Origin of the sequence: Fulvimarina fulva (assembly GCF_039652615.1) — a bacterium.
In the GTDB taxonomy this organism is placed as follows: domain Bacteria; phylum Pseudomonadota; class Alphaproteobacteria; order Rhizobiales; family Rhizobiaceae; genus Fulvimarina.
In genome coordinates this window covers 252486-265037 of record NZ_JBDJAC010000004.1, presented here as the reverse complement: position 1 = coordinate 265037, position 12552 = coordinate 252486, and the positions used below count along the sequence as shown (strand labels likewise).

12 protein-coding genes are annotated in these 12552 nt (G+C 61.6%); 2 read left to right on the top strand and 10 right to left on the bottom strand.

The annotated features are described in order from the left end of the window. Positions 1–266: 266 nt before the first annotated feature. Positions 267–488, bottom strand: coding sequence for a 30S ribosomal protein S21 (gene rpsU / locus ABDX79_RS08265; RefSeq protein WP_346219800.1), 222 nt, complete (start codon positions 486–488; stop codon positions 267–269). A gap of 405 nt (positions 489–893) precedes the next feature. On the opposite strand from rpsU, the gene ABDX79_RS08260 reads away from it, so the two are divergent. Next, a complete protein-coding gene (locus ABDX79_RS08260; protein ID WP_346219799.1) occupies positions 894–1730 on the top strand; it encodes a hypothetical protein in 837 nt (278 codons plus the stop codon). A 23-nt stretch (positions 1731–1753) separates the two neighbouring features. Here the strand turns inward: ABDX79_RS08260 and ABDX79_RS08255 are convergent, their stop codons facing one another. From ABDX79_RS08255 to ABDX79_RS08215, 9 genes are all read right to left on the bottom strand, one after another. Next, positions 1754–3157, bottom strand: a complete 1404-nt coding sequence (locus ABDX79_RS08255) for a DUF2254 domain-containing protein (RefSeq protein ID WP_346219798.1) — start codon at positions 3155–3157, stop codon at positions 1754–1756. Positions 3158–3265: 108 nt separating this feature from the next. Continuing rightward, a complete protein-coding gene (locus tag ABDX79_RS08250; RefSeq protein WP_346219797.1) occupies positions 3266–4678 on the bottom strand; it encodes a type VI secretion system protein TssA in 1413 nt (470 codons plus the stop codon). A gap of 300 nt (positions 4679–4978) precedes the next feature. After that, positions 4979–5509, bottom strand: a complete 531-nt coding sequence (locus ABDX79_RS08245) for an OmpA family protein (RefSeq protein WP_346219796.1) — start codon at positions 5507–5509, stop codon at positions 4979–4981. Between the two features lie 97 nt (positions 5510–5606). Further along, positions 5607–6944 carry a type VI secretion system-associated FHA domain protein TagH gene (tagH, locus tag ABDX79_RS08240; protein WP_346219795.1) on the bottom strand — a complete coding sequence of 446 codons (1338 nt, stop codon included), beginning with the start codon at positions 6942–6944 and terminating at the stop codon, positions 5607–5609. Between the two features lie 166 nt (positions 6945–7110). Beyond that, positions 7111–8718, bottom strand: a complete 1608-nt coding sequence (locus ABDX79_RS08235) for a hypothetical protein (protein WP_346219794.1) — start codon at positions 8716–8718, stop codon at positions 7111–7113. After that, positions 8715–9131 carry a biopolymer transporter ExbD gene (locus ABDX79_RS08230; protein ID WP_346219793.1) on the bottom strand — a complete coding sequence of 139 codons (417 nt, stop codon included), beginning with the start codon at positions 9129–9131 and terminating at the stop codon, positions 8715–8717. The genes ABDX79_RS08235 and ABDX79_RS08230 overlap by 4 nt, the downstream gene beginning before the upstream one ends. Before the next feature lie 6 nt (positions 9132–9137). Then, entirely contained in the window at positions 9138–9614 is a 477-nt protein-coding gene (locus ABDX79_RS08225) for an ExbD/TolR family protein (protein WP_346219792.1), read from the bottom strand. Positions 9615–9847: 233 nt separating this feature from the next. Then, positions 9848–10558, bottom strand: a complete 711-nt coding sequence (locus ABDX79_RS08220; protein WP_346219791.1) for a MotA/TolQ/ExbB proton channel family protein — start codon at positions 10556–10558, stop codon at positions 9848–9850. Positions 10559–10573: 15 nt separating this feature from the next. Next, entirely contained in the window at positions 10574–11059 is a 486-nt protein-coding gene (locus ABDX79_RS08215; RefSeq protein ID WP_346219790.1) for a hypothetical protein, read from the bottom strand. A 949-nt stretch (positions 11060–12008) separates the two neighbouring features. Between ABDX79_RS08215 and ABDX79_RS08210 the strand changes: the two genes are divergently transcribed. After that, the gene (locus tag ABDX79_RS08210) at positions 12009–12464 is read left to right on the top strand and encodes a DUF1036 domain-containing protein (protein ID WP_346219789.1); all 456 of its coding nucleotides are present in this window, start codon (positions 12009–12011) and stop codon (positions 12462–12464) included. Positions 12465–12552 lie beyond the last annotated feature (88 nt).

Genomic DNA, 12552 nt, shown 5'->3' with positions numbered 1-12552 from the left:
CGAGCCCTGTCCCTAACCGGCCATGACGCCGAATTGGAGACGGCCGCGATGGCGACCGGAACGGAAAGCGCGAATGTGACATTGGCGCAACGCAGAAGGCAGCTGTCGATACAGAAATCGACCGCTGCCTGAAACGAATGTCTGGATTGTCGAGGCTAGAAGCTGATGCCGAAAAGCAGCGTGTCTTTTGGGATCACGTCAAACCGCATGGCAAGGACTTCGAGGAGAAATACCGATCCGAGACCGGCATTCCGCTCGCAAGCGCCTTAGCGGCTGCGGCCCGGCAGAACGCCTTCGCGCTGGGCCTGCTTGCGGGCCACCTTGCGTGCGCGGCGAACGCCTTCGGCCTTTTCGCGAACGCGCTTCTCGGACGGCTTCTCGTAGAAGCTGCGCTGCTTCATCTCACGGAAAACGCCTTCGCGCTGGAGCTTCTTCTTGAGAGCACGCAGGGCCTGCTCGACATTGTTATCTCGGACTATGATCTGCAAGGACGGTTCCGCCAGTGTGTCTGCTAAAGGGTCGTCAGGACGGTCGTTCAGCGATAACGCCGTCCGGTTTTGAATGGGTCGCGGGCCTTTAACAGATCGAATCCGTTTTGTCGAGATCAGCGACAAAACTGCTGAGCAACTTCACGAGGGGCAAGCCGAACGGCTCTCAACGGGACCGGGCAGCGCCGCCACTGGCCGTAAAGACAGCGGTAACCACGCAGCTGAGAAGATTTTCCGAGAGCCGGAAACGATTATAGTGCCTGTACCTTACGTTCGTGTTGGTGTTATCCCGATTTTCCGGGGCAGAACGCGAAAGTGGGCAAGAGGCGCATGGCAATCGGCGAGTATCGCAGAGAACGTTATTCTGGCAGCAGCGGTAGTCTTGGGAGCGGTGGGCGTGCGCGCATGATCGCGTGGGGTGCCGTGATCGCCGGCGTGATCCTGGCCATTGCGATCCAGCTGATGCTGGGACTTCTCGGCCTCGGCCTTGGATTCGGCGGCCTCCCCGGCACGGACCGGTCCGTAACCGCCCTCGCCTCGCCAGCCGGAATATATTCGCTGGTCGCAGCTCTCGTCGGCCTTCTCATCGGCGGATTTGCGACAGCCCGGTTCGCCGGCCTGTCCGAAAAGGTCGATGCAATCCTTCACGGCCTTGTCACCTGGGCGGTAGCGACGCTTTTGGTCGTTCTGGTTCTCGGGGGAACGGCATCAGCCGTCCTCGGCGGTGCGTTCGGTGCCGTGGGCGCATCGGTCGAGAGCTTGTCGACCGCCGCTAACGATCTCGCAAGACCGGAGAATGCCGGCTCGCGCCTGCCGGCCAGCGTCGAAGCCGATCTTCGCTCGCTGAGGTTTGCACGGGGCGAAAACGCCGCCAACGAGGCGGCGGGCCAGGATGCTGGAGCCGCACCCGCTGAAGCCGCACCCGCCAACGGGGCCGGCAACGCCGACACATCTTCGGCAGTCGCCGCTGCCTTGTCCGAAACCGCAAGTGACACAGAGCGTCAGACAGCCATCGCTGCCCTCCAGCAATCGGGAGGGCTTTCCCAGTCGGCCGCCGAGCAACGGCTCGCCAGCTATCAGAAATCCGTCGACGAAATGGTCCGCTCGTCGAGACAGGCTGCGGACGCGGCCGCTCGATCGGTGGCGGGAGCCTCTTTCTCCGCGTTCGTCGCTCTGCTTCTCGGTGCCATCGTCAGCGTCATCGGCGGCGTCCTCGGCCGCTCACGCGGCGAACGGGTCTAAGCGACCTTTTCGCCCGTTCGCCGTCAGTCGATCGAGTGGGCGTTGTTCTCCGAGCGCCGTCGGGGGTGCCGGTCACGCGCATCGAATGCATCGGCCTCGGCCTCGACCGCTTGAAGATTGGCATCGGTCAGCGCCTTGCGTGAGAGAACCAGAAGCTTGGTCTTCTGGTCGCGCAAGGCCTCGATCTCCGAGGTCCGCTCGGCGACCGACAGAAGATCGCCGAGCGCCTTCAGGACGTGAACGGAAGCAATCCGGTCGCTGGCCGCATATTGTCTCAAATTGCCGAACCCCTGTTCCAGATAGCCGCCGAAATCGAATGAAGGCGCGATCAGACGCAGCTTCCCATCCTCGTCGGTTCGCAAAGGGTCGACTTGATCGCGGCCGATGAAGGACGAATAGGCCGCACTCAGCCAATCCATGCAGGTGGTCGCCGTAAAGGGGTCGTTGACGCCCGGCGAGAGCGCGCGGGCCGCGATCTCGACAAGCTCGTCGATCAAGAAAAAGAGATCCTGAGACGGGCTTCGCATCGTGCCGAGGGCAAGAGCGGAGTGAAGCGCATCCCGCGCGTCCTCCGTGAGCCGCTCGGCGGGCCACACATCGAAGATGTAGGCCCCCGAATGCACGAACGTTCCGGGCCGGCAGTTCAAGCGGATGATCAGGTTATGCTCCTGGGCCGCCGTCATCAAAGTCTCGTGGTCGAGAACCTGAAGATAGCCCGAGCGCGTTCCTCGAACCTCGGCATAGTCGGGCGGATGGCGCTCCTCCGCGCCGGAGCGAAAGCAGTCGGGCACCTGCCAGAGAACGTGCTCGTGATTGTCCGCATCCGGCGGATGGCCGACCTTCTGCGGAAACATCATGTCGATCCGGGCGATCAGGGATTGGCCGATCCGGGCGATCACATTGGAGATGTGAATGTTCGACGGCACGTGGTGAATGAAGAAGATCAGAACGCCAATCGAGGCGATGGCGAGCGCGATGGCACCATAAACCGCGAGATTGGGCACGAACATCGTGGAATAGGCAGCCTCGTCGGATCCATTGCGCACCGAGCGAAGGACGAGAATGCTGTAGACGAAGGTCGCGACGAAGGTGCCGAGCGTAATCTGGTTGCCGCGATCGTTCATGAAATTCGTCAGAAGGCGCGGCCCGTAGGAACTCGAAGCAAACACGACCGCGGCCATCGTTACGGAAAAGACGGTGCCGGCGACCCCGATCATCGATCCGGCGATCGCACTCAGAATGGAGCGCGCTCCATCCGGCTGGGTGGCATAGAAGAAGGGATTGCTGCCGAAGAACGTCGAGGGGATAATGGAATCGAGCTGGACGAATACCACGGCGAGCAGCGCCGCCATCGTCGCCATGAGGGATGGGAAGAACCAGTAAGAGCCTTTGAGCCTGTCATAGGTCTGGATCAGAAATGCGCGCATCGATGTAACGATTCCAAGGAAGTGGAAGCTTCGTCACATAGAGCGTCGGGCGTCATGAAGAAGACGGCGAGGCCAGACCAGGGTCCAAGCGGAGCGCACTCCTCGCGATCAGTCGTCGTCGCGCTGGGAATATTCCAGAAAATCGCGCAGAATGTAGTTGAAGTCCCTGTTCATGTAGGTTTTGGCCTTGCGCATGAGCAGGGGAATGGGGCTGGACGGCTCGACCTTCTGGAAGAAGGTCTCCACTTCGGTCATCACCGCGACCGCTTCGTTTCGCGTTTTCGCCGCTGGGCGGGCTGAGGCTTTGCTTCCGGTGGCGGAGGCGGCCTGGCTCGTCTGGTCGTCAGCGCCGTCCGCCGGATCGTCGCCATCGCCGCCTCCGGCGCCGTCTTCGTCCCACGCGCCCGGCTGGTCCGACAGTTCGCGCAGCCGCTCCATTCCGATCAGGAAGTTCTGGTTGGGATCGAGGAGGATGACCATCTGCTCGGCCTTGTCCGGCACAAGCGCGACCAGTGCGTCGATGAGTGGTCGCCCGACGAGATATTTCGCCTGACGGATCAACACGAGTGCTGGTGCGGATGGCTCCATGCGGGCGAAATACTGTTCGGCCGCCGCCAGCGCCGCCTTGGCGTCCCGGTGATCGCCGATCGCTCCCGGAGCGGCGGCCGCCGGCCGAACGGGTGCGACTTCGCTCAGAGATAAGGCGTCCGGGACCTCGGCTGTTTCATCGACGCTGGCCGGCACGCCTGCCTCCGGCTCATTGGTGGGCGTGAGGTCGTTCCGGGCAGAGCCGATCAGTTCCAGCAGATCGCCGATCGTCTCCCGGATCGTGTCGAAGTCCGGTGCATATTCGTAACCGGCCTCGTTCACCATCTGATTGTAGATCACGTCGAACGCCTCAAGCGCCTCGGTCAGACGCTGATGGACCGTCTCCACCTCTTTCGCATTGTCGCCTGCGGATAGGACGCGCTGGATCTCTGCCTCGTCCGGCGCACCCTGGGCAAGCTCTGCCCCCTGTGCGGTGGCAGCACCGGTCGCAAGCATGTGCATTCGAAGCGTGATATCGCCCTTGCGCTTGTCGCGAACGATGGGCGCGAAGATCAGCGGGAAGCAGGCGCTGGTGCGGCTGTTGAACCCGTTGAGCGCCGACTGCCGTTCCGTATGATTGCCACTGGAGCCGGGGTGCACGTCATCCCATCGTTCGGTCAGAAGCGCCGCACAGGCAGAAATACAGTCGCAGAACCCCGAAATGTCCCCTGACAAAATGCGAAGCCGGCCTTCGAGCGAGAGAAGACGCAGATCGCGGGAGCGTTCAAGCAGCGCTGCCGCAGGCTCGATGTCTTCGGCGAAATCAATCGATTGGCGAGGAAAGGGATTGCGGTCTTTGTCGAAATAGGCGGTGGGAAGCTTTCCCTCCGCGAGCATCATGTAGTTCAGATAGTCGTTGTCGAGCTCGTCATCGAGATCCGGTCCGCAAACATTGTCCGGTTCGATCGGCTCGACGAGATGCTGATAACGCAAGACCCTGACACCCCGTTATCCGGCAAACATGGGCCGGACAAAAGTAATACGCGAGACAATTCACCTGTCAGGAGAATGGCCTCGCGCCGCAGATTTCAATTTTATTCTCAAACCGACCACAAGACCGGATCGGGACGCTTCCGTAAGAACATATACCCGCCTTTGGTGCGATTATACCGCCGGACAAATGAAATGACCCGCAGGTCAATTCTTGCCCGACTCTTGCCCGACGGGTGGCTCAGGCGCCGCTCGGGCTCCCGGCGGCCTTATGAAACCGTTGGTTTCAAGGGCCTCTCGGTATTATTGCAGCTTAAGCCGCATTTCGACACGCCGGTTTTCCGCCGAATACGGATCATCCGTGCGCGGCTGGCTTTCGCCAAGTCCGATCGCCGTCAGTCGCTCCGGGGAGACACCGGAAGACAGGAGGAAAGACTTGACCGAATCCGCACGGCGCGAAGCAAGCTCATCGTTATGAGCTTCGGTGCCCGAGGCGTCGGTATGCCCTTCGACGACGAAGGTCGCGGCGTTCAGGCGCTGATCCTGCAAGGCATTCGCGAAGACGTTGAGGTTCTCGAGCGCCTCGTCAGTCAGCTCGGCCGAATCGAGATTGAAATTGATCATCATGTCGAAACCACGCGGCTTGACGTCGTCCTTACGGCATTCCTGTGCGGTGCCGATGCAAATGCCACGCGCCTTTCCAAGATCGGCGGAAGAAACGAGGAAATCGAGCACTTCAGCTTTCGAATAGGCCGGCTCAGCGCTTGCCTGCGGAACAGCGAACAGCAAGGTTGCGGATGCGATCAAAAGCGCCTTGAGAGCGGAAGTGTGCATGGAAACCATCCAAAGAGGGTGCCTGACGATTGGCATACGCTACCGGCCCGCTTACGCTTCGTCAATACATTTGAGCCCGGCACGCACAGGTTAAATTTTATCTCTCACGGTCCTGCGCGCTTTGCGCGGCAGCATTGTAGGCTTCGGCGAAATGGGCAAGGAAAACGTCGAGCATACCGTTTTCGTAAGGCTCGGATTTCGCATCCCATCGCTCCACGAAGATGTCCCAGGCGCGCGACTTACGCGACCCAAGCACCGAGCCGCCAGCTCGTGCCTCTATCGCATCGGGCGACAAGCCCTCGAGCAGTTTTGCCAGCGCCTTCTGCATGGCGGAATAGGTCGCCAGCTCGTGGCTTTTCAGGTCGGTGAACGCCTGACGAAAACTGTCGCGAGCACCCAGATATCCGGGCCGGTTCGTTGCGAACATGATCTGGAGCGCGTCTGCCGCTGTCGGCAGGATCTTCAGCGGATTGTTGTTTTCAGCCGTGATCATCGTGCGTTCGGCGCGGGCCATCGCCTTGGCGGCCGCCCGTGCCTTCAACAACCCGGAGAGTTCCTCACTCACCTCGCGCAGGACTGTTCCGATCTCCGTTCCGAGTTCTGCGCCGGAACGCCCGTGCAACGCACTCGGCTCTAATCCGGCGGCAAGCGCGAGGGCCTCGACAAAACTGGAATTGGTTGAGGCCGGCGGCTCCGGCGCGCGCCGCGCGCCATCGGGGGCCTGGTTGTAGGGCGGCCTCGAAGGTGCAGGCGCGGGCTCAATGCGGCGCTTCTCGGGCGGCATGCTCTGAGGGGAAATCATCGGCTCACGCGTCTCGAACGGCGACGCCCTCGGGTCTTCTTCCGCCTCACGTTGCTCGAAGGGAGATGCTTCGCTGCGCTCTTTGCGCGAAAACGGGCTCTCGGGTCCATCGAAGCTGCGAGCCGGTGCAGCGGGCTTCGGCTCCCGGTAGACAGGCAGGTCGATGTGATCCCGGTCGGCATTGCGCGCAGAGCGCTCGCGCGCCGGCAAAAAGTCGCGCCGGTCGACGGCAGCGGGCGTCGGGCCGCCGAAATCCCAGATGCCGTCACCGGCAAAGGGCGAGGCGGCGGCAGATGATTGCCTGCCGTAATCTTCGGTCTCCATGAGAAAGACGGCCACGACATAAGGACCGATCTGCACCCGGTCGCCGTCTCCGAGCAGATGGCGACCCTTCATCCGGTGATGCGCGCCGTTGACGTAAGTTCCGTTACGGGAAACATCCACGAGATAGTACTGTCCGTCTTCGAACTGCACCTCGCAATGCCGGCCCGAGATGTAGCGCTCGTCGTCCGGCAGCGTCCAGTCGCGATAGGCGTCGCGTCCTATCTCGAACGTTCTGTCTTCGGCGACGAAGGTTACAGGACCGCCGTCCGGCAGCTGATCGTAGTTGTCGATCCGAAGTTCGATCTTCATGCGGTCTTCCCAATCGGTCTCGGCTCAATGCGGCCCGGACTGTCACCGGGGAGAGTGCGAGGTCATGCGTAAAAGTTCAACGAAAATGCCATCGGCAGGTCAAGGCCGCACGTCGTCCATTGCCTGTAATCAGGCGAAAACCGCGACAAATCTGCCATGACTTCGATCACTCGAAGCCCGCGCCGCGGATATAGAAGAACGCGAATGCAAGGTCGCTGCTCGCATTGCCGGGTTCGGCCAGCTCGACGGCCAGCTGCTCGAAATAGGTCTCCACATTCGCGGCGTCGGCTTCCTGCGCTGTCCGCAGCGGATCCGGCGTGGTGATCGCAAGGGCAATATTCGCGGTATCGAAAAGGCCGGCCGTTGCTGAGAGCGGTACGACGAAGCGGGCCTGGTCCGCGCTCCGCTCAGAGAAGAACCGGTCAGGCACCTGCTGGACGATCCCTTCATCGTCGACGATCAGCACGGTGAGCTTGCGCGCGTCGATCCCGCTGATCTTTCCGGAGAGTTCGGCTCCGGTTGCAACGTTCCGCCGGTCGATCTGAAGACGAAGCTGCGAGACCGGATAGTCCTTCGAATAGGTGAGAAACGACAGCGCGCGGCACTGCGCATCGGTGATCTGGCCTGTCTGGATCGTGAGTGGAAAATCGACGGCTGCGGCGATCTGTTCTTCGAAGTCCGAAAGACGGGCAGCGGAATTGGACAGGCCTTCGATGACGATCCGGTCGTTGCTTGCCCGGCTCGGCATGGCGGCAAAGCACCGGCCCGTCGCATATCCTTTGATAAACCGGATGACCTCGGCTGCATCCGGCGAGGCCGACGGTCCGCCGCCCTCCTCGCCCGCCAGCACCTCGCTCTCCGGCAGCCCCAGCGGAGTCAGGGTCTGTGTTCCAAGCGATCCGAGACGAAAGGCCCGCTCCGGCGCAATGGCGTCCGCACCGGATGGAAAAAGCTCCACGGGTGGCGCAGCGGCCGCCTCGTCCGGCACGACGGCGGTACCGTCGCTGGGACGGACGGGGAGGCTCGCGGCGGGGGCCTGGCGAACGACCTCTTCATCTTGCGGCGCCGCTTCAACGCCGTTGCGCGGCAAGCTGTCCGGCGAAACCCGTGATGGCGCTATCGGCTCGATGATCGCCAACGGCGCCATCATCCGGGTGATTTCGGAACGGATTGCCTCCGACATGGCGACCACCGCCTCGCTTTCGCTCGCATCGATGGTTTCAGGCGACGAGTGCTCCGCGCCCAGCACAGGCGTTTGACGCGCTTCGGCCCGACCAGGCCGGGTCTGACCGACCCGCTCCACGACAGTGACTCCGTCTAAAGCCTCCGCACCAGCCGATCGCGAGCCGGGCGCCGACTGGGTTGCCTGACGCGCGGCGATCCGTTCGCTGGCTTGCAGCGCGGTCTCGTTGTCCGGGCGATCAGGTCGCGTTGCGGCATCCGGCTCGCGATCGGCGACGACGTCGCTCGCCACGTCTGTGCCAACTGTCGCTGTTGCGACATTTGTTTCGAGATCGTCGGCTGCCCGTGCGTTCGGGCTCTCTTCGGCCATGTTCGTGGAAGGCTGATCGCTCGGCCCGTTCGCATCCGGCGCGATGGCGCTGACTGCGGGGTCGACTACATCAAGCGGCATTGCATCGATCACAAAGTCAGTCTCTGCCGGGGGTACCTCCGGCTCGTTCGGCTGGCTGAGGCCGAGAAGGAGACCACCCACGTGGACCGCAAGAGAGGTCACGATGGCCGGAAGCCAGAGCCAACGCTCGTCGGTCATCATGGGCTCACTCCGGGGTTGTCACGCAAGGTGACGAGCGAGACCGCAAAGCCACGGCCACTCAACTCGGAGGCCATGTCAAGAAGAAGAGAGGCGGCCACGGTTCGGGACGAGAGCACATAGATCCGCCCGCTTTCGAATGCCTCATCCCGCTCGATCTGCGAAAGGGCCCCCGCGAGTTCGGACCGTTGAACGGCTTCGCCTTCCAGAACGATATCGTTCTCGCCCCGAAGAACGAGCAAGGGCCTCGGCAGACGTTCGACCGGCAGGGAGCGGGTCACAGCCGGATCGATTTCCGCCTCGATCGGCTCGATGATCGTACCGCTGAGTATGAAGAACAGCAGCAGCAGGAAGACGACGTTGATCGTCGCCATCGAAAAATCGAGACGGCGCCGTTCGGTGGGGGCCTGTCTCATGGGTGACTACCCTCCCCTGGTACCGGAGGTTGGGGAGCGCTGCGGCGCGGCGAAGCGCACACGATCGAGACCACTCGCGCGGAATGCTTCCAGCGCGGTCGCGACATCCTGAACCGTCGCCGACCGGTTCGTGAGAAGAAGCGCATCGCGCACGCCTTCCTCCTTCATGACGGCGAGCGCTTCGGGGAGTTGTGCGAGCGTGATCGTGGATGCGCCGGCCCTGATATGGCCGCGCGAGAGTATGAGCACGATCTCGGTCCCATCCGCGCTATCCGGGCGCTCGCTTGGCTCCGCCTCGGTGGGCGCTGCCGAGGCAGCTCCGCCAGCCTGTGCGCTGCTCGCGAGTTCAACAAGGGAATAGGGAGCAACCTGCGAACACACCATGAAAAAAACGAGCAGGAGAAAGATGACGTCGATCAGGGGCGTCAACAGAAAGCCGCGAAGCCGGCGGCGCTGCGGAAGGCGTCTTGCCGGACCTGTCACGCGTCCAGCTCCAACAGGGCGGACCTGGTTCGGCGACCATCCAGCCCACCCATACCGGCCGACTTCCCGATGCTGATCATCTCGCGCCCATCAATTGTGGCGTGTCCTTTAACCGAGTTCGATCGCGTCGCTAGAGCGAAATACGATCAGGCACGAGCCGGAATGCCGCTCTAGGCCTTTGTCTTGCCGCATGATTTGATCCGAAAAGTCATGCAACATCTCCGCATCATGCATTAGGCTCCTGGCATGACAGGCATCTGCCCGGGCGAGCGTTTGGCGGCAGATGAGCGATCGTCAGCCGCCATATCCCGCTCAAATCGGCCTGTTCGGCTGCATAGTCCTTGTGAGATCAGGATCTCATAGGCCGATCGCTCCTGATCGATCCGCTGCTCAAGGAGAACGGTGATGAAATAAAACGGAATTGCCACGACAAGCCCCGCGGCCGTCGTCATCAATGCCGTCCATATGCCTTCGGCAAGGTTGGACGGGTCCACCGCCCCGCCACTCGAGGCAAGCCCCTCGAAGACGTCGATCATGCCGAGGACCGTGCCGAGAAGCCCCAGCATCGGAGCCGACTGAACGATAGCCTCGAGAAGGCGCATATGCCTGTTGAGCTGTTCGATCGCCGCCGTGCTTGCCTGATATCCTCTCTCCCGGGCAAAAGTATCGCTCTGGGAGCGCAAGCTGAGCCCCTCGATCACCGCACCGACCACATGGCCGCGAAGGGTCTTTGCGCTCCCTGCAAGCGCGCCCGTCGCCTCACGATTACGCGAAGCATAGGCTTCGAGGATGCGCGTCGCCTCCTTGCTCTGGCCCACACCCAGTTGCATGAACTGAAAGTACTTGAAGAGACTGATCGTCAGGCCGACGATGGATAGAATTGCCAGAGCGAGCAGGACCAACCCGCCAACCGACCCGATCTGATCGAAGAGCCCGCCCGACATCTATCGTCTCCGTCCTCAGAGCCCGAACACGATGTCGGTTCGGGTGCTCGTCTTCAGCCCCTGAAGGCAAAGCGCTGAATCTCCTCCCGCGATGGAGCACTCCGACACATCGTTGATGAGCAGACGCGAGATCTCACTGCATTGCTGGTCGCTCAGATCGAACTGGACCACCTTGGTCTTGCCGACCGGAAGCTGGCCGAAATCGAGAACCAGCAGTCTCGACACGCGACTTTCCTCGTCGAACACGACGAAGTCGTAAGCAATGCGTTCGAAGGCCTGCTGCGTCTTATTGGATGCAAGATAGGAAATTCGGCATGCACCGTCCGCGTCCGTCGCGTTGTTCAGTTCGAGCTCGATCCCACCCGAGGGCGCGGCGTTTTCACCAGCGGTATTGGATGAAGGGCTCTCGGCTTGTTGGGCGCAAGCGATGCCAAGGATCGACCCAATCAAACCGAAGGCGACGACAGCCCCGGTGACGGCGCGCCTGATCATGTCCTGCATGTCCTCTCCAATCATGATCGATCGGCCGATCCGACGATCGTGATAAGGCAGTCTGACCCGGCCTTCGGATTCGGTCAACCGTCCACGTAAGGGGCTGAAGATGCCGAGCCGGTGCGACCGGCGATAAAACGGACGGCCATCCAAAAACTCCGGCTCCCTGCTATACAGCCGGCATTGCAGGAGATGTGAACTGGAAGGTCGAAAACCGCCGGGACTTACCGAAACGAGCCGAGGACGAAAGCTCTTCGAACGCGTGTCCTGAATTGTGAGGAGCCGGGTTCGCGGCCTCGGATAAACGCAACGTTCTGGCGTTCGGCTCGCTTCACGGATTGCCGGGTTGCAGTACTTTGCGTCATGTTACGGGGTCTCGCCGGGATCGCCGCGGCCTGCCGGACCGGTTCACCCCCTTCAGCAGTTCTGCCAAGACCGACCGCCGGAGCGGTGTTTCTTGAAGCGATCGCTTGAGACGGACGCCGCGATGGAAGCGGCACCAGTGCTGAATCGAGCGAGGGGGCCTGAACTTCCGGCCGATCTCCGAGAGCGTGTCTGGCGGAGGGGTTTGCATGTGGCGCGACCATAGCCGTCTGCTTCAGACCGTCGATCACGCTATCGACCGACCGATCGGCTGCGCCGTCATTGGCGCCAAGCGCTGCCGCAGAGAAAGACCTCACCGCGTCATCATCGAGATCAGCCGAGGCATCGCCCGCAGCAGCGACAACATTCTTGACGGTGGAAGCCGAGAAAGTCACATTCGAGCGAGCAGCAATCGCGACCGTAACCGAAATTGTCGCGAGCGCTACGGAAGTCGCCACAACCAGTGTTTTCATCGCACTGCTCCCTGCCGTTTACGTATCGACATATCAGCTTGGTACCGTAACCGCAAATAAAGTTGTCGATACAACAGATAGCGGTAAACGAGCCGCAACACGCGCCGACGACGAAGGCCTTGATGGACTCTGGAAGATCGTTCGACATCGCTGGCAAGCGAAGATGGCCGCACCGGCGCAAGGCACTGGCGCTGCTGGTGTTCCTCGGCCTCGCGATTGATCAGGCCCGAGCGCAGTTCGCGGTCTGCAATCAGTCGCTCGACGTCGTGAACGTCTCCATCGGCCGCGAGGTGGACAGCGACTTCCAATCCGAAGGCTGGTGGACGATCGGCGCCAATCAATGCTCGACTGTGATCAGAGAGCAACTGACGAGCCGCTATATCTATGTCTACGCCAACGACGTATTCGATCAGCCCGTGACCTATGGATCGACACAGATGTGCATCGCGCAACGGCGCTTTACGATACGCGGAACGGAGGATTGCTTCGTGCGCGGATTCTCCACGGCCGGCTTCATCGAGGTCGACACTCAAACCATGGCCCGGTGGACACTCTTTCTCACGCCACAAAATCGCTAAAGTCAGCTGACAGCGGCAATACCTCCGGAACGGACGAATACCGACCGATAAGGCAAGTAGAAACCCAGAGAGGGGTGGATTTTACCTC

Excerpts from the sequence above, each read along its gene's own strand:
- ABDX79_RS08220 (WP_346219791.1), bottom strand. The coding sequence starts at position 10,558 with ATGTCGGGCGGGCTCTTCGATCAGATCGGGTCGGTTGGCGGGTTGGTC.
- tagH (WP_346219795.1), bottom strand. The coding sequence starts at position 6,944 with ATGAAGATCGAACTTCGGATCGACAACTACGATCAGCTGCCGGACGGC.
- ABDX79_RS08245 (WP_346219796.1), bottom strand. The coding sequence starts at position 5,509 with ATGCACACTTCCGCTCTCAAGGCGCTTTTGATCGCATCCGCAACCTTG.
- ABDX79_RS08260 (WP_346219799.1), top strand. The coding sequence starts at position 894 with ATGATCGCGTGGGGTGCCGTGATCGCCGGCGTGATCCTGGCCATTGCG.
- ABDX79_RS08215 (WP_346219790.1), bottom strand. The coding sequence starts at position 11,059 with ATGCAGGACATGATCAGGCGCGCCGTCACCGGGGCTGTCGTCGCCTTC.
- ABDX79_RS08230 (WP_346219793.1), bottom strand. The coding sequence starts at position 9,131 with ATGAGACAGGCCCCCACCGAACGGCGCCGTCTCGATTTTTCGATGGCG.
- ABDX79_RS08255 (WP_346219798.1), bottom strand. The coding sequence starts at position 3,157 with ATGCGCGCATTTCTGATCCAGACCTATGACAGGCTCAAAGGCTCTTAC.
- ABDX79_RS08210 (WP_346219789.1), top strand. The coding sequence starts at position 12,009 with ATGGACTCTGGAAGATCGTTCGACATCGCTGGCAAGCGAAGATGGCCG.
- ABDX79_RS08235 (WP_346219794.1), bottom strand. The coding sequence starts at position 8,718 with ATGATGACCGACGAGCGTTGGCTCTGGCTTCCGGCCATCGTGACCTCT.